The organism is Alphaproteobacteria bacterium (assembly GCA_033344895.1).
Lineage (GTDB): Bacteria > Pseudomonadota > Alphaproteobacteria > UBA8366 > Aestuariispiraceae > Pacificispira.
In genome coordinates, this window is the sequence record JAWPMN010000001.1 from 3,750,876 (window position 1) to 3,767,849 (window position 16,974).

The following is a 16,974-nucleotide window of genomic DNA, read 5'->3' on the forward strand; positions in this document are numbered from 1 at the left end:
TGCCCTAACCCCGTGAGGCCGGGGATCGGGCGGTTGGTCGATGCGCGAAACCTAGATGCCGCGTGTTGCAGGTTGTTTACCGGATCGTGTTTTTTTCGTGACCTGGTGAGCCTCTATTTGGGGCTGCGATCCTCGCCGACGATCAGCTCTCCCGCGCCCTGTTCCAGCAACTGGTCGAATGCGGATTCCAGGGAGGCGGTTTCCCTGGGCAGAACCCCCATAACCTCGACAAGGCGCTGTGCCTCGTCGCAGACCATCATGCGCACGATGATCCGCTCTTCGCGGCGTTGTGCCTCATAGGGTTTACCCTGGCATGCGGATATCCCGGTATAATCCGTCGGCGTATCGACCAGCACGAGGACACGCGGGGCGCCGGCGTCCGGCAAGCCGCCGCCGGCCCCTTCAAACCGCAGGGATTGGTCACGCTGGGAAAGGTGCTCAGCGAAGGTGTTCGCAAGCGCGGCATCATTGCCATAGGGATTGTTGACCGCGTGTACGGGGACTGCGCGACCAGCCCGGGCTTCCGCCCCCAATGCGCGCAGGCTGCCGTATGTGCCGACATAGGTGACCTGGGTTCTGGGGCCGGCCTCGTCACACGCCGTTAGAACGGTCAGGGTCGCCGCGAAAGTCAGGTGAAACAGGCCGCGCATCTCTGGCTCCGGTCAGGAAGAAGTCCTTGTCAGAGTGGGGCGCATCGGGTGGGATTTCAATGCGCAACGGATTGGGAAACGGGCCTGTATGAGCGATGAACCCCTTGAACTCGAAGATGTTCCTTCGGGTATCGACCGGAAGGCATGGAATCGGCACGCGTTGTTGTCGCCGACCGAGATGGGGGAGGCAGACCGTCTTGCAATCGAGGGCGGCCTGGCAGGCTATGACCTCATGCAGGCTGCGGGAAATGCCGTTTTCGACGCGGTTACCGAACGCTTTCCGATCGGCCGTGTGGCCGTCCTCTGCGGGCCAGGCAACAATGGCGGGGACGGGTTTGTTGTCGCGGAACGGCTGTTGCGCGCCGGATGGGACGTTCGTCTTGGTCTGTTGGGAGACAGGTCGGCACTGAAGGGGGATGCCGCGCAGGCGGCAGCGGATTTCACGGGAGGGGTAGAGCCCCTGACGCCCGGAATTCTGGACGGCGCCGATATCATTGTGGACGCCCTGTTTGGCGCCGGATTGAACCGCGAGGTCGATGGCGTCGCTCGTGCAACGCTGGATGCGGCCGGGGACAGGCCGATCATTGCCGTCGATATCCCTAGCGGAGTGTCGGGCAGCGATGGATGTACATCGGGGCATTCCACGAAGCCGTCCGCCCTGACCGTGACCTTCTTCCGGGGCAAACCGGGGCACCATCTGCTGCCCGGCCGCGAACTGTGCGGCGAGCGTGTTCTGACGGATATCGGGATCCCGGAATCGGTTCTGGATTCCATCTTGCCGGAAACTGCGGAGAATCATCCTTCGCTGTGGCGCGAAGCATTGCCGGTCGCAACGCCGTATTCCCACAAGTACAGCCGCGGCTGTGTCCTGATTACCGGCGGCGCGGAGATGATCGGCGCAGCCTGTCTCGCGGCACGGGCCTCGCAGCGAGCGGGTGCCGGCATTGTCTTGGTCGCCTCGCCGCTGCAACAGGCGCCGCTCTACAAGCTGGCCTTGGAGAGTGCTGTCGTCCGGACGATGAAGGATACGCGGGGCTTTATTGAACTCCTGGAAGACCCGCGGATCGGTGCCGCTGTTGTCGGGCCGGGCCTCGGCCTCCACAGTCCTGGCGGTCATGAAAAAGTCCTCGCGGTACTGCGTCGGCGATGTGCGGCGATTTTGGATGCCGATGCGCTGACACTGTTTGCCGAAGCGCCCCAATCCCTGTTCGACGAAATCCAGGCTCCGACAATTCTGACGCCCCATGATGGGGAGTTCACGCGCCTGTTTCCGGATCTGGCGGACCGGGCCGGAAGGCTTGAGCGGGCGAGGGCGGCGGCGGTGCGCAGCGGCGCGGTCGTCGTGCTGAAAGGCTACGATACGGTTGTTGCCGACCCGTCCGGCTATGCGGTCGTCAATAGCAATGCCCCTCCCGAACTGGCGACCGCCGGGTCTGGAGACGTCCTGTCCGGGGTCATTGCAGCGCTTGCGGCCGGTGGAATGCCGCCATTCGCGGCGGCGGCGGCGGCGGTTTATCTGCATGGCGATGCGGCATCGCAGTCCCCTGTGGGCCTGATTGCCAGCGACCTACCGGATCGACTTCCCGATTCCATCGAACGCTGCCGCTCTGTTTCCAAGAACTAACAGTATTTCCCTCTAATTGCGGATAGTTACCATTTGTAAAGGATTGACCACTAGCGTGTATTGCTATCTGGTTTCGATGGGGATTCTCGATTCGTCGAGAAGGCAAGGGGAAAAATGAATTCTGGCGAATTCATTTCTGGCGAAAACGGGGTGAGTACCATGTTCTTCAGACGTAGTTTGCCTTTAGATCGGGTTGCAATCGGCCGATCCTTCAGCCGGCGGCGTCGGGATGATGCGATTGAAATTGCTCAGGTACTGGGCATTTCGCCCGATGGCTTCGGCATTCCGCATGTTCGATACGAGCTGACCGTGGAGAAGCCGCTTTCACACGGTGTCTATCCGGCGGGGACCAAGGTCCTTTCCCTTTCACAGTTTTCCGCGACCTACCCCGAGGCACTGGCCTAGCTTCCGATCAGCCGCAATTCCGGGAAAACACCGGAACTGACGCTTTGACGCGGGGTAATGCGTTTGCTATGACGCGCGCGCTTCGATGAAAGTCGGGGCGCGCGATCCGTTGAAGGGTGGTTTCGGAAGTCCGAACCGTGCGGGCGTGGCGAAATTGGTAGACGCGCCAGATTTAGGTTCTGGTGGGGCAACCCGTGGGGGTTCGAGTCCCTCCGCCCGCACCAGACGCCTTATTCCATACAGGCGATTTCGGCACGATCCGGTCCCGATGCGGGGAACGCGATTCATATTCTAGAAACGTCGAGCCGGGGCCCATTCTCCTATGCAGGTAAGCGAAACGAAAAACGAAGGTCTGAGCCGCGAATTCACCGTGACTGTCGGTGCGGACGAGATCGATCAAAAGGTCGAGGCAAAGCTGACCGAGGTCGGGCAGACCGTTAATCTTCCGGGTTTCCGTCCCGGCAAGGTTCCGATGAAGATCCTGCGGCAGCGCTTCGGCAACGCCGTGCTGGGCGAGGTGCTGGAAGCCGCCGTGAGCGAAACCAGCCAGTCGGTCCTGACCGAACGGGCCCTGAAGCCGGCAATGCAGCCGAAGATCGAAATTTCCAGCTTCGACCCCGGCGCGGACCTTGTCTATACGATGGGTGTCGAAATCATGCCGGAGATCGAGCCGGTTGATTTCTCCACCCTGACGCTGACCCGGTACAAGCCGGAAATCGCGGATGAGGAAGTCGAGAACGCCCTGGGCGAGCTGGCAAAGAACAACCGTGCCACCCAGAAGATCGAAAAAGACCGCAAGACCCAGTCCGGCGACGTCGTCGTGATGGACTTCAAGGGCTTCGTCGATGGTGAAGCCTTCCAGGGCGGCGAGGCCAGCGATTTCCGACTGGAACTCGGCAGCGGCCAGTTCATCCCCGGTTTCGAAGATCAGCTGATCGGTCAGGCCGCCGGTGAGGACATCAAGGTCGAAGTCAAGTTCCCGGAAGAGTACGGCGCGGCCAACCTGGCCGGCAAGGACGCGGTCTTTGAATGCAAGATCAGCGAAATCCACGAATACACCGAGCGCCAGCTTGACGATGAATTCGCCAAGGAGCTGGGCCTGGAATCGCTGGACGATCTGCGCGGCCAGATGCGCGAGCGGCTGGAAGGCGAGTATGCCGAATTGGCCCGTGCCCGGACCAAGCGTGAACTTCTGGATGTCCTGTTCGAGAAGCACGATTTCGAAGTGCCGGCCGGTATGGTCGACAGCGAGTTCGAGCAGATCTGGGAACAGTTCTCGAAGGCGCGTGAGGAGGGCAATGTCGACGACGAGGACAAGGAAAAGGACGAGGAAGTCCTGAAGTCCGAGTACCGCGACATCGCCAAGCGCCGTGTCCTGCTGGGCCTGCTGCTGAGCCATGTCGGCGACACGGCCAACGTGCAGGTAACGCAGGAAGAGCTGCAGCGTGCCGTTTTCGAACAGGCGCGCCGTTACCCGGGCCAGGAACAGCAGGTCTTCGAACATTTCACGAAGAACCCGGAAATGATGGCAAGCCTGCGTGCGCCGATCTTCGAAGAGAAGACGGTCGACTACATTCTGGAGCTTGCCCAGGTGACCGACGTGTCCCTGCCGGTCGACAAGCTGCTGGGAGCCGACGATTCGGACGACGACGCCCCGGCGAAGAAGGGCAAGGCCAAGAAGGCGGCAAAGAAATCCTCCGCCAAGAAGGCTTCGGCCAAGAAGGCGGCGGCGAAGAAGTCCGACGACTGATTTCCGCCACGCGGAACGAAACGGCTGTCGGACTCGTCGGTTCGGCAGCCGTTTTTCGTCTCCGGTGGGGGAAGCGCCGCTTTTCGTCTTACGGGGTCTTTACATCCCGGACGGCGCACTTAACTCTGCCATTCGCGGTGCGGCCCGGGGCGCCCGCGGACCGACGATCACCCCCGGGAAATCAGGGAGCTTTGTTGAGACATGCGGGATCCGGTCGATCTGTACATGAACACGCTGGTGCCGATGGTTGTCGAGCAGACCAACCGCGGCGAGCGCGCTTACGACATCTATTCCCGCCTCCTCAAGGAACGGATCATTTTTCTGACGGGCGGCGTCGACGATCACGTCGCGAGCCTGATCTGCGCGCAGCTGCTGTTCCTGGAATCGGAAAACCCCAGCAAGGACATCGCCTTCTACATCAACTCGCCGGGTGGCGTGGTGACCTCGGGCATGTCGATCTATGACACGATGCAGTACATCCGTCCGGAAGTATCGACGGTCTGCCTGGGGCAGGCCGCCTCCATGGGGTCGTTGCTGCTGACCGCTGGCGCAGCGGGTAAGCGATTCGCGCTGCCCTATAGCCGAATCATGGTCCATCAGCCTTCCGGCGGGGCGCAGGGTCAGGCCACGGATATCGAAATCCAGGCCCGTGAGATCTTGCGGATGCGCGAAATGCTGAACGGTATCTATGTCAAACATACCGGCCGGCCGCTGGAAGAGATTGAAAAGGCGATGGATCGCGACAAGTTCATGAGTGCGAACGAAGCCAAGGAGTTCGGGCTGATTGATGAAGTTGTTTCGAGCCGCCCGAAGCCGGATGGCGAATCCGAAAGCTGATTATCCGGCCCTGGACAGGGCTGCCCGAAATCGGGGCGCGGGGGCCCCGGCCGTCTGGAATGCCGTTGATCTCCGGGGCTGGCGAGCGCTGTGCCGCTGCCCCGGAGCCGCCGTGACGGATATGCGACAGGCCTAGGGAAACGGCGATTTTCCGTTTGAGGGGGCCGGTCGGTACGTCTACGATAACAGACGGTTGGCATCCGGTGCCCTGCATCGGGCGGAAAACGGAAAAGATCGGCAACGATCGAAGAAGGATCCGAAGATACGATGACCAAATCCAGCGGCAGCGATGGAAAGAACACGCTCTACTGCTCCTTCTGCGGCAAGAGCCAGCACGAGGTGCGGAAGCTGATCGCCGGCCCGACCGTTTTCATCTGCGATGAATGCGTCGAGTTGTGCATGGACATCATCCGCGAGGATCACAAATCGAGCGTCTCCAAGACCTCCGACGGCGTGCCGACGCCGCAGGAGATCCGTCAGGTGCTGGACGACTATGTGATCGGGCAGGACTACGCCAAGCGCGTGCTGTCGGTGGCTGTTCATAACCACTACAAGCGACTGGCACATGGCCAGAAGCAGAATGATGTCGAGCTGCAGAAGTCGAACATTCTCCTTGTCGGGCCGACAGGCTGCGGCAAGACGCTGCTGGCCCAGACGCTGGCGCGCATCCTGGATGTGCCCTTCACCATGGCCGACGCGACGACGCTGACCGAAGCCGGGTATGTCGGAGAGGACGTCGAGAACATCATTCTGAAGCTGCTGCAGGCTGCCGACTACAATGTCGAGCGTGCGCAGCGCGGCATCGTCTACATCGACGAGGTGGACAAGATCAGCCGCAAGTCGGACAACCCGTCGATCACGCGCGACGTGTCGGGTGAGGGCGTGCAGCAGGCACTTCTGAAGATCATGGAAGGCACTGTCGCATCGGTCCCGCCGCAGGGCGGCCGCAAGCATCCGCAGCAGGAATTCCTGCAGGTGGATACGACGAACATCCTGTTCATTTGCGGCGGAGCCTTTGCCGGTCTCGAAAAGATCATCGCGTCACGCGGCAAGGGGTCGTCGATCGGGTTCGGCGCGGATGTGCATGCCGAAGACGACCGCAAGGTCGGGGCGATCCTGCGCGAGGTCGAACCGGAAGACATGCTGAAATTCGGCCTGATTCCGGAATTCGTCGGGCGTGTTCCGATGATCGCGACCCTGGAGGATTTGGATGAGGATGCGCTGATCGATATCCTGACCAAACCCCGCAATGCGCTGGTCAAGCAGTACGGCAAGCTGTTCGAGATGGAGGATGTCGGCCTGGAGTTCACCTCCGACGCACTGTCCGCCATCGCGCAGCGCGCCATTGAGCGCAAGACCGGTGCGCGCGGGCTGCGGTCCATCATGGAAGCCATCCTTCTGGATACGATGTACGAGTTGCCGAGCCTGGAAGGGGTCGAGGAGATCGTCATCAATCGCGAGGTGGTCGAAGGGCGGGCCGAGCCGCTCTACATCTACTCCGATCGTCGCGAGGAAGTTGAAAGCAACGCCTCCTGAGGGACATTGAGATCACGATTGACCGCCTGCGTGTTTCGCGCGGGCGGTCTTTCTATGTGAACGGCCGGGAGAAGGCCAAATTCCTCAAGAATCCGCTATGGTTCGCTTGAAGTAGGGCGCAAAGCGCACCACAATAAAGATGACCCGACTGGCGTGGGTCCGACGCGGGTGGCCTGGAAATCGGCCACCGATGACACGGGTTCGGACGCGCGCATCAATATGGCGCGTAATTCCTGTCCTGGCCCGGACAACGATGGAGTACGCGGGACGCGGATGCGGGTCCCCCGTTTTGGAGAGATTGCCGATGTACGAGTATAATCCAGGTGTGGAACTTCCGGTTTTGCCGCTGCGGGATATTGTCGTTTTCCCTCACATGATCGTGCCGCTGTTTGTCGGCCGAGACAAATCGGTGCGTGCCCTGGAAGACGTCATGCAGGACGACAAACAGATCCTGTTGGTGACGCAGAAGAATGCCGGCGAAGACGATCCGAAACCTGAAGACATCTATGAGGTCGGAACGGTCGCCACCGTCCTGCAGTTGCTGAAGCTGCCGGACGGAACGGTGAAGGTCCTGGTCGAAGGCGTCCAGAGAGCCCGTATCTCGGACTACACCGCGACGGAAGATTTCTTCCAGGTGCGTGCCGAGATGATCGAGGACCCGGAAGAGCCGGAAGCCGACCTGCAGGCCCTGAGCCGCGCCGTGGTCGGTCAGTTTGAGCAATACATCAAGCTGAACAAGAAAGTCCCCGCCGAGGTGATGATCTCGATCAATCAGATCGAAGAACCGTCCCGTCTGGCCGATACGGTGGCGCAGCATCTGACGCTGAAGATCTCCGACAAGCAGGACCTCCTGGAACTGGACACGGTCTCCGGACGGATGGAGAAAATCTTCGGCTTCATGGAAGGCGAGATCAGCGTTCTGCAGGTCGAAAAGCGCATCCGCAACCGCGTGAAACGGCAGATGGAGAAGACCCAACGCGAATACTATCTGAATGAGCAGATGAAGGCCATTCAGAAGGAACTCGGCGAGGGCGAGGACGGCAAGGACGAGCTTTCCGAGCTTGAGGAGCAGATCGAAAAGACGCGCCTTTCCAAGGAAGCCAAGGAAAAGGCTTACGCCGAGTTGAAGAAACTTCGGTCCATGAGCCCGATGTCCGCCGAGGCGACGGTGGTGCGCAACTACCTGGACTGGCTGCTGTCCATTCCGTGGAAGAAGCGGTCCAAGGTGAAGTCCGATCTGAAGGAGGCCCAGGCCGTTCTGGATTCGGACCATTACGGTCTGGAAAAGGTCAAGGAACGCATTCTGGAATATCTTGCGGTCCAGGCCAGACAGAAGAAGCTCAAGGGTCCGATCCTGTGTCTCGTCGGACCGCCCGGTGTCGGCAAAACGTCGCTCGGCAAGTCGATTGCGAAGTCGACTGGACGCCAGTTCGTTCGAATGAGCCTGGGGGGCGTTCGCGACGAATCCGAAATTCGTGGCCATCGCCGGACCTATATCGGGTCGATGCCCGGCAAGGTCATCCAGGGGATGAAAAAGGCGAAGAAGTCGAACCCGCTGTTCCTGCTGGACGAGATCGACAAGCTGGGTGCGGATTGGCGTGGAGATCCGTCTTCCGCCCTTCTGGAAGTGCTGGATCCGGAACAGAACTCCAGCTTCAACGACCATTATCTCGAAGTCGATTACGACCTGTCGGACGTGATGTTCGTGACCACGGCAAATACCCTGCGCATGCCGCAGCCGCTGATGGATCGCATGGAGATCATTCGAATTCCCGGTTACACCGAGGATGAGAAGGTCGAAATCGCGAAGCGTCACCTGCTTCAGAAGCAGCGTGAGGAGAACGGCCTGACCGAAGAGGAATGGTCGATTTCGGACAACGCCTTGCGCGACCTGATCCGCTACTACACGCGGGAAGCCGGGGTCCGGAACCTGGAACGCGAAATTGCGAACCTGGCGCGTAAGGCGATCAAGGAAATCATGATGGGGGAACGGGAGACCGTTTCCGTGAACACGCAGAATCTCGGCAAATATGCCGGGGTCCGGAAATATCGCTTCGGCGAGATCGAAGAGCAGGACATGATCGGCGTCGTCACCGGTCTGGCCTGGACCGAAGTCGGCGGTGAACTGCTTTCGATCGAAGGTGTTCTTGTGCCCGGTAAGGGCCGTGTCACGAAGACCGGCAAGCTGGGCGACGTGATGCAGGAATCGATTCAGGCGGCAGAAAACCTGATCAAGAGTCGGTCTGTTTCCTTCGGGATCAAGCCGACCGTGTTCGACAAGAACGACATCCATGTGCACGTGCCGGAAGGGGCGACGCCGAAGGATGGCCCGTCGGCTGGCGTTGCCATGGTGACGTCGATCGTTTCCATTCTGACGGGGGTTCCGGTTCGTCGCGAAGTCGCGATGACCGGTGAGATCACGTTGCGTGGTCGGGTCCTGCCGATCGGCGGTCTGAAGGAGAAACTGCTTGCGGCATTGCGCGGCGGAATCAAGACCGTGCTGATCCCGCATGACAACGAAAAGGACCTCGCCGATATTCCGGATAATGTGAAGAAGGGGCTGGAAATCATCCCCGTTCGGACTGTCGATGAGGTTCTGGGGCATGCCCTGGTGGCGCCGCTGGTTCCGATCGAATGGAATCCGGAAGAGGACGAGAAAGCCGAAGTGCCTGTAACCGCGGGCGAATCGGGGGACGATCTCGACGGTGTCGTCACACACTAAGGCGCGAATTTTCGTTCTGTTCTATAAAATCTGGTGTGGTGGCGCACTGACGGTCAACCGTCGGTGCGTCACTGCTATCGGGGATGGTCAAAACTATCCACATACCGTTGCAGAATGCTAAAAATCCCCAGAAAACCGGGGAAAATTAAGCGTTTCGCGTTGACGCCCCTCCCGAATTCCCCGTAAACTCCACGGCGTTCGGATAGTTCTATCCGCCCAACTCAACATCATCCCGAAACATTAGGGGGGTTCCTGTGAATAAGAACGATCTCGTCGCCGCCGTCGCCGATTCTGCCGACCTGTCCAAAGCCGATGCTGCCAAGGCAGTCGATGGTGTTCTCGAAGCCATCACCGGTCAGCTGAAGTCGGGTGGCGAAGTCCGCATCGTCGGTTTCGGCACCTTCTCGGTGAGCAAGCGTGCGGCTTCCACGGGCCGGAATCCTCAGACCGGTGCGACCATTCAGATTCCGGCGTCCAACCAGCCGAAGTTCAAGGCCGGTAAGGCGCTGAAGGACGCGGTCAACTAAGACCGTTCCAGTCCTTGGAATTGAAAGCCGGCCGTCCGATTGGGCGGCCGGTTTTTCTATGCGCAAATGCTGTCGCAGGGGCGATTACGGATTTGAACCATCGGGCGTCACGGGGTATAGACCGCCTTGGAATGGGCGGTTAGCTCAGCTGGGAGAGCATCTCGTTTACACCGAGAGGGTCGGCGGTTCGATCCCGTCACCGCCCACCATTCCCCCTTTTCACCGTATATCCTCCCTGAGTTGCGCGCCTTTGTGGCCCGGTGGTTACTCCTCGATGTAGTCCAGGAGGTCGCCTGGCTGGCAGTTCAACTCCCGGCAGATTGCGGCCAGTGTTTCGAACCGTACGCCTTTCACCTTACCGGACTTGAGCAGCGACAGATTTTGCTCACTGATGCCGATTCGCGCAGCGAGCTCGCGGGATTTCATTTTCCTTTGCGCCAGGACGACATCCAGGCGAACCACGATGCCGGATGTCATATGAACTCCCGGTTTTCCTTGTCGATCCGAACGGCCTCCAGCAGAACCCAGCTCAGGACAAGAAGCAGGCCGCTCAATGCGAGCGAGATCAGCTCGCCGGACCCGATTGAAATGGTCAGGGCTCTTTGGCCCGGTCCCAGGTGATACGTTGCGAACACCGATGCGGCGGCGCCGGCAATCGGTTGCAGTATTGTGTGAAGCAGCAGGGTCACTGCGAAGAAACGCAGACTGGAAATCGGTGCTTCACTGAATACCTCGCCGCGGCCGAAACACCGGAACATGGTCCGCAATCGCCACAGACCGGCGCACAGGACCGCAGCAGGAACCGCGAGGGCCAGATAGGATCCTATCCGGTTGAGGGTCGGAACGGCTCCTAAAGCCTCCAGGTCAGACGGCAGTTCCGGGGGCAAAGCGTCGAACAAGGCGACAACAGCAGTTGGAGAGATCCAGACGACGGCCGGCAGCAGGAGGATCGTCGGAATGCCGATCAGGCAGAGAGCGGAGAGCAGCCGGCATGTTGTCCGAAGGGGAGGGGGCATTTGTCTCATGATCATCTCATTTGTGAAAAACTTAAAATAAAACATTAAAGAATTGTCGATCTGTCAATTACAATTGTCTGCGGGGAGATATTCGCAGCACGACAGGGTCGTCAGCGATTCGCTCAGTGTTTGAGACGCATGCGGGCGCGGGACGGTCTACGACACCCGGTGCATCATTGATTGGAAAGGGAGGTCGCCCCGACGGAAACCGGGGCGATACGATCTCGTCGTACCGCCCCGTCTCAGTTTCCTACCAGCGTGACGACGACGGGGATGGAACCCTGTTGGGGATCTTCCCCGACTTGCCGCGTTTGCCGCGTTTTGGATCGAGATAGGCCGTGATGAAGTCAGTGTGCTTTTTCAGGCCGTTACGGGCGCTACGATCGATTCGGTCCATCAGTTGCGTGTCGCAGGGACGTGCCGACGGTGGCGGCGTGCGCAATCCCGGTGGCGCCCATTCCATGCCATAGAGAATGAACTCGAAATTGATGTGCGAGAACAGCTGTTGCTGGTCCGTGAAGTCCAGACGGCTGGGTGGTTTCTCGGCCCAGCGTTCGAGCAGAGCGGCAAGGCTGTCGGTCGTATGCTCGCGCTTGCGGACTTCCTTCCAGAAGGGTGTATCGTCCCGCTGGTTCAGGATGTAGTGCAGGTTGATGAAATCCAGGCATTCCGTATAGCGATCGCGCATGCGCTCGTTATAGATCGCCCGGGAGTGCTCCATCGACCCGAGGCGCGGGAAGAGTTCGCACAGGTAGTCGACGCCTTCTTCGACGAAGAACAGGCCGGTCGATTCGAGGGGTTCCAGGAACCCGGCCGACAGTCCGATTGCGACGACATTGTTCTTCCAGGCTTGTTCGACGCGCCCGGTGGTGAATTTCAGGCGGCGTGCCGAAATCTGGTCGGAATGGGGTCCTTCATGTGCCCGCAGTTCCGATTCGGCCTCGTCGTCCGATATGAACTGGCTTGAATAGACGTAGCCTGTGCCGCGGCGGTTCTGCAGTCCGATATCCCAGACCCATCCGGAAGTGAGGGCCCTGGCGGTCGTGAAGGGACGTACGGTTGGCTCTGGCTTCTTGATGTCATAGGGCACCTGCATCGCCACGGCGCGGTCGCAAAGCAGATACTGGCCGAACTCCTGATAGGGGACACCAAGTGTCTTGCCGATCAGCAGGCGGGCAAAGCCGGAGCAGTCGATGAACAGATCCGCTTCCAGCCGCTTCCCGCCGGCGGTTTTGACGGCGGCCACATCGCCGTTTTCCTTCGTTTCCACATCGGTCACGTCATCGACGAGATGATGAATGCCCCGAGACCGGCCCAGTTCGCCCAGATAGACCGCGAATTTTTCCGCATCCATATGATAGGCGTAGGGCATCTGGCCCTCATAGTCCCCGTCATCCAGACGCTTTGGCGACAACATGTCTTCGCACATGCCTGTTTGCGGGGTGACGCTGTCGGCGAAGGAAACGCTGCGATCACTGGCCAGATAGCGCAGGCCGACGCGATCGTATTTCAAGGCCGTCAAGCGGTCGAACGGGTGATAATATCGATGACCGGGCCTGAGCCAGTCATCGAACCGAATCGCCTGCTTGAAGGTCGCGTCCGCGTGTTTCAGGAATTCCTTCTCGGGAATTCCCATGTTGGACAAGGTCCGCTTCATTGTCGGAATTGTCGCCTCACCGACGCCGATCCGGCCGATCCGGGACGATTCCACAACACCGATCAGGGCCTCTTTAGGCCCGGTACCATTCAGATATCGGTCAAGGTAGACGGCCGTGATCCATCCGGCCGACCCGCCGCCGACGACGAGTATACGCATATTTCCCCCTTTGACTTCAGCGCTCTTGTACCCCCACAAGCTTGCGTTCCACGCAGCGCCCCGTCTGTCTTCAATCCGTAACGTCAGTTTAATAGGTCGTCAAACGGCATTGGTCGGTGGGGGGCGCAAACAAGTTTCGCGGAAAACCGCGGATGTCACCGGCGGGGGTAGAAAAATCGTAACAAGGGGTGCGTTGGCTGCTTGACACTGTGGTTTGGGTGCAATATCACCCCGCTCACCGCAGACGAAGTGAGCGCTGCGGGCCCAAACGCGGGGGTGTAGCTCAGCTGGTTAGAGTGCCGGCCTGTCACGCCGGAGGTCGCGGGTTCGAGCCCCGTCACTCCCGCCACTTCTTCCCAAAAGAAGTCGACACGATCGAATGCGCAGGCAGCGGATGCTGCGCTGCGGCATTCGATGTCGTATGCGCCCTTTATGTTGCAATATCCAGCCAGTATAGTGTCCGTACCGGAACCCCGCGAATGCGTGCTATGCGGTCGCGGGTGCCTTGACCGGGGGGGCCGTCCGTGCAACATGGCGCGGACAAGAAAACGGGCGCCGGGGGCCAGGTCCGTATCGGGCAGAAGGGCTTTCGCGTCAGGGAATTACCGGGCGATCCGGACTCGCGGTACAGGCGGCCGGAAGCCCACGTTTCGATACGGGGACCGTGATGGAAGAGCTTCTGAGCGAATACTTTCCGATCCTGGTGTTCCTTGGCATCGCGATCGGTATCGCGGTCCTGATGATCGCCGCCAGCATGATCATTGCTCGGCAGGCGCCGGATTCCGAAAAGCTCTCGGCATATGAATGCGGGTTCGAGGCGTTTGACGACGCGCGGTCCCGCTTCGACGTTCGTTTCTATCTGGTCACGCTTCTCTTCATCATTTTCGATCTTGAAGTCGCCTTCCTGTTTCCCTGGGCGGTGGCCTTGGGCGACATCGGGTTGTTCGGTTTCTGGTCGATGGTGATCTTTCTGGGAATTCTGACCATCGGCTTCATCTACGAATGGCGCAAAGGGGCTCTGGAATGGGAGTAACCACCACACAACAGGGTGCCGTCCTTCCGCCGGGTGAAATGCAGAACCGGGCGATCGGCGCCGTTACCGACGAGCTGCAGGACAAGGGCTTCATCGTTGCCAATATGGACAAGCTGGTCAACTGGGCCCGCACCGGTTCGATGTGGCCGATGACCTTCGGCCTGGCCTGCTGCGCGGTGGAAATGATCCACGCCTACATGCCGCGTTATGATCTGGACCGCTTCGGTGTCGTCGTGCGGGCCAGCCCGCGCCAGTCGGACGTCATGATCGTTGCCGGTACGTTGACCAACAAGATGGCGCCCGCGCTACGCAAGGTATACGACCAGATGGCGGAGCCCCGCTGGGTTATCTCCATGGGGTCCTGCGCCAATGGCGGCGGGTACTATCACTACAGCTATTCCGTCGTGCGTGGCTGCGACCGAGTCGTCCCGGTCGATATCTATGTGCCGGGCTGCCCGCCGACCGCCGAAGCGCTGGTCTATGGTGTGCTGCAGCTGCAGAAGAAGATTCGCCGCACCGGAACGATCGCCCGCTGATCGCGGCAAGAGGGGCAGGGACAGTCACATGAATGCCAATCTGGAAGCCTTGAGGGATCTGGGAGCATACATCGCCGCGAAGTTCGGCGATGAGATCGACGGTCACGAGCTGATCAACGGCCAGCTTGTGGTGACGGTCGGTCCGCAGAATCTTCTGAAGCTCTGCAAGTTCCTGCGCGACGATGCCCAGTGCCTGTTTCAACAGGTGTCGGATATCTGCGGGGTGGATTATCCGGATCGCGAAAAGCGTTTCGAGGTTGTCTATAACCTTATGAGTTTCAAGCATAATCTGCGTTGTCGCGTGAAAGTCAATGCGGATGAGGACACGGCGGTTCCGTCGGTCGTCAAGATCTGGCCGGCGGCGAACTGGTTCGAGCGTGAAGTCTGGGACATGTACGGCGTGTTCTTCTCCGACCATCCCGACCTGCGCCGAATCCTGACGGATTATGGCTTTGACGGCCATCCGCAGCGCCGGGACTTCCCGCTGACGGGCTATGTCGAGGTCCGCTACGACGACGAGCAGCGCCGCGTGGTGTATGAGCCGGTCCGGCTCACCCAGGAATTCCGTAGCTTCGACTTCATGAGCCCGTGGGAAGGCATGACGCCGACTCTGCCGGGCGACGAGAAGGCCGAAGGCCAGCAGGAAGGGGACAAGGCATGAGCGTCGCTGAATCCTACAGCGGAACCAGCCAGGATCCGACGATCAAGACGCTGACCATGAATTTCGGTCCGCAGCACCCTGCGGCCCATGGCGTGCTGCGCATGGTCATGGAAATGGACGGCGAGGTCGTCGAGCGCCTTGATCCGCATATCGGTCTGCTGCACCGAGGCACCGAGAAGCTGATCGAGTACAAGACCTACCTGCAGGCTATTCCGTATTTCGATCGCCTCGATTACGTTGCGCCGATGGCGCAGGAGCACGCTTTTGTTCTGGCGACCGAGAAGCTGCTGGGAATTGAGCCGCCGATTCGCGGTCAATATATGCGCGTCCTCTTCGACGAGATCAGCCGCATTCTGAACCACCTTCTGAACGTGCCGGCCTATGCCATGGATGTCGGCGCGATGACCCCGATGCTCTGGGCGTTTGAAGAACGCGAAAAGCTGATGGAATTTTACGAAGGTGTCTGCGGTGCCCGTCTGCACGCGGCCTTCTATCGCGTCGGTGGTGTCCATCAGGACATGCCGGCCGACATGGCGGCGAAGATCGAGGAATGGGCCGACGGCTTTCCGAAGTTCATCGACGACATGGAAAGCCTGCTGACCGAGAACCGGATATTCAAACAACGCTCGGTCGATATCGGCATCATCACGCCGGAAGAAGCCATGGCATGGGGCATGAGCGGCCCGGTGATTCGCGGCTCAGGCATTCCGTGGGACCTGCGCAAGTCGCAGCCCTATGACGTTTACGACAAGATGGATTTCGACATCCCGATCGGAAAGAACGGCGATTGCTACAGCCGCTATCTGGTCCGCGTCGAGGAAATGCGTCAGTCGCTGAAGATCATCAAGCAGTGCCTGGCCGAAATGCCGGCCGGGCCGGTCCTGTCGACCGATAGCAAAGTCGCGCCGCCGCGCCGGGGCGACATGAAGCAGTCGATGGAAGCGCTGATCCATCATTTCAAACTCTATACGGAAGGGTTCCACGTTCCGGAAGGGGAGACCTATACGGCCGTTGAGGCGCCAAAGGGCGAGTTCGGCGTGTATCTGGTTTCCGACGGATCCAACAAACCCTATCGCTGCAAGATCCGCGCGCCGGGCTTCGCGCATCTTCAGGCGATGGATCATGTCTGCAAGGGACACATGCTGGCCGACTCGGTCGCCATTCTGGGCGGTTTCGATGTCGTGTTCGGCGAGATCGACCGCTAAGGCGGCGGTTCGACCAAGGGAAGCGGTTACGAGATGACGGCTGAGAACTTCGAATTTACCGGCAAGCACCTCTCCGAAGCGGAGCGGGCGATCGCGAAATATCCGGAAGGCCGTCAGCAGTCGGCTGTTCTGGCGCTGCTGTTCGAGGCGCAGGAGCAGAACCATGCCAACGGCCATTACGTGACCGAGGCGGCCATGCGGAAAATCTCCGACATGTTGGACATGCCGTATATCCGCGTCATGGAGGTTGCCAGCTTCTTCACGCAGATCAATCTGGAGCCGGTCGGCGAGTTTCACATCCAGCTGTGCGGTACGACGCCCTGCATGCTGCGCGGCGCCGAGGACATTCGCGCCGCCATCGAATCCAAGTTGGGCATCCATGCCGGCCAGACGACGCAGGACCGCAAGTTCACGCTGACTGAAGTGGAATGCCTCGGGGCGTGCTGCAACGCGCCGATGGTCCAGATCAACGACGACTATTACGAAGACCTGACACCGGACATCATGTCGGACCTGATCGATCGGCTCGCCAAGGGCGAGGCCGTGACCCCGGGGCCGCAGAATGGTCGGATGTGCTCGGAACCGGAAGGTGGGCCGCAGACGCTGCAGTCCGGCCCGGCGCCGCAGGTCAAGAACTGACGGAAGGGGGCTGAAAC

General features: G+C 60.0%; 16 protein-coding genes and 3 tRNA genes. 15 read left to right on the top strand and 4 right to left on the bottom strand.

Going from position 1 to position 16,974, the window contains the following annotated elements:
• Positions 1–113: 113 nt before the first annotated feature.
• On the bottom strand, positions 114–650 hold the full coding sequence (locus tag R8L07_17935) for a hypothetical protein (protein ID MDW3207421.1): 537 nt from the start codon (positions 648–650) through the stop codon (positions 114–116).
• Between the two features lie 88 nt (positions 651–738).
• Here R8L07_17935 and R8L07_17940 point away from each other — a divergent pair, with 88 nt between their 5' ends.
• The 9 genes from R8L07_17940 (at position 739) to R8L07_17980 (ending at position 10,260) form a co-directional block, all read left to right on the top strand.
• On the top strand, positions 739–2,274 hold the full coding sequence (locus tag R8L07_17940) for an NAD(P)H-hydrate dehydratase (GenBank protein MDW3207422.1): 1,536 nt from the start codon (positions 739–741) through the stop codon (positions 2,272–2,274).
• 114 nt (positions 2,275–2,388) lie between these two features.
• Positions 2,389–2,679, top strand: coding sequence for a hypothetical protein (locus R8L07_17945; protein MDW3207423.1), 291 nt, complete (start codon positions 2,389–2,391; stop codon positions 2,677–2,679).
• 139 nt (positions 2,680–2,818) lie between these two features.
• A tRNA-Leu gene (locus R8L07_17950) sits at positions 2,819–2,903 on the top strand.
• A gap of 98 nt (positions 2,904–3,001) precedes the next feature.
• On the top strand, positions 3,002–4,429 hold the full coding sequence (gene tig / locus R8L07_17955; protein MDW3207424.1) for a trigger factor: 1,428 nt from the start codon (positions 3,002–3,004) through the stop codon (positions 4,427–4,429).
• 201 nt (positions 4,430–4,630) lie between these two features.
• The gene (clpP, locus tag R8L07_17960; GenBank protein MDW3207425.1) at positions 4,631–5,266 is read left to right on the top strand and encodes an ATP-dependent Clp endopeptidase proteolytic subunit ClpP; all 636 of its coding nucleotides are present in this window, start codon (positions 4,631–4,633) and stop codon (positions 5,264–5,266) included.
• 267 nt (positions 5,267–5,533) lie between these two features.
• Complete coding sequence (gene clpX / locus R8L07_17965; GenBank protein ID MDW3207426.1) at positions 5,534–6,802, top strand: ATP-dependent Clp protease ATP-binding subunit ClpX; 1,269 nt, start codon at positions 5,534–5,536, stop codon at positions 6,800–6,802.
• 304 nt (positions 6,803–7,106) lie between these two features.
• A complete protein-coding gene (gene lon / locus R8L07_17970) occupies positions 7,107–9,524 on the top strand; it encodes an endopeptidase La (GenBank protein MDW3207427.1) in 2,418 nt (805 codons plus the stop codon).
• Positions 9,525–9,763: 239 nt separating this feature from the next.
• Positions 9,764–10,051 (top strand): HU family DNA-binding protein, encoded by a 288-nt coding sequence (locus tag R8L07_17975; GenBank protein ID MDW3207428.1) that lies wholly within the window; start codon positions 9,764–9,766, stop codon positions 10,049–10,051.
• A 133-nt stretch (positions 10,052–10,184) separates the two neighbouring features.
• Positions 10,185–10,260: transfer RNA gene (locus R8L07_17980), tRNA-Val, on the top strand.
• Between the two features lie 55 nt (positions 10,261–10,315).
• Here the strand turns inward: R8L07_17980 and R8L07_17985 are convergent.
• The 3 genes from R8L07_17985 to R8L07_17995 form a co-directional block, all read right to left on the bottom strand.
• Positions 10,316–10,528 (bottom strand): helix-turn-helix transcriptional regulator, encoded by a 213-nt coding sequence (locus tag R8L07_17985; protein ID MDW3207429.1) that lies wholly within the window; start codon positions 10,526–10,528, stop codon positions 10,316–10,318.
• Complete coding sequence (locus R8L07_17990) at positions 10,525–11,076, bottom strand: DUF2975 domain-containing protein (GenBank protein MDW3207430.1); 552 nt, start codon at positions 11,074–11,076, stop codon at positions 10,525–10,527. The genes R8L07_17985 and R8L07_17990 overlap by 4 nt, the downstream gene beginning before the upstream one ends.
• A gap of 241 nt (positions 11,077–11,317) precedes the next feature.
• Complete coding sequence (locus R8L07_17995) at positions 11,318–12,883, bottom strand: tryptophan halogenase family protein (protein ID MDW3207431.1); 1,566 nt, start codon at positions 12,881–12,883, stop codon at positions 11,318–11,320.
• 272 nt (positions 12,884–13,155) lie between these two features.
• On the opposite strand from R8L07_17995, the gene R8L07_18000 reads away from it, so the two are divergent.
• The 6 genes from R8L07_18000 (at position 13,156) to nuoE (ending at position 16,957) form a co-directional block, all read left to right on the top strand.
• A tRNA-Asp gene (locus R8L07_18000) sits at positions 13,156–13,232 on the top strand.
• A 318-nt stretch (positions 13,233–13,550) separates the two neighbouring features.
• Positions 13,551–13,916: an NADH-quinone oxidoreductase subunit A gene (locus R8L07_18005; GenBank protein MDW3207432.1), complete on the top strand. Its 366-nt coding sequence runs from the start codon at positions 13,551–13,553 to the stop codon at positions 13,914–13,916.
• 38 nt (positions 13,917–13,954) lie between these two features.
• Positions 13,955–14,452, top strand: a complete 498-nt coding sequence (locus tag R8L07_18010) for an NADH-quinone oxidoreductase subunit B family protein (protein ID MDW3207433.1) — start codon at positions 13,955–13,957, stop codon at positions 14,450–14,452.
• A gap of 28 nt (positions 14,453–14,480) precedes the next feature.
• Positions 14,481–15,113: an NADH-quinone oxidoreductase subunit C gene (locus R8L07_18015; protein ID MDW3207434.1), complete on the top strand. Its 633-nt coding sequence runs from the start codon at positions 14,481–14,483 to the stop codon at positions 15,111–15,113.
• Positions 15,110–16,318, top strand: a complete 1,209-nt coding sequence (locus tag R8L07_18020) for an NADH-quinone oxidoreductase subunit D (GenBank protein ID MDW3207435.1) — start codon at positions 15,110–15,112, stop codon at positions 16,316–16,318. Before R8L07_18015 ends, R8L07_18020 begins: the two co-directional genes overlap by 4 nt.
• Positions 16,319–16,351: 33 nt before the next feature.
• Positions 16,352–16,957, top strand: a complete 606-nt coding sequence (gene nuoE / locus R8L07_18025) for an NADH-quinone oxidoreductase subunit NuoE (GenBank protein ID MDW3207436.1) — start codon at positions 16,352–16,354, stop codon at positions 16,955–16,957.
• The last annotated feature ends 17 nt before the right edge of the window (positions 16,958–16,974 follow it).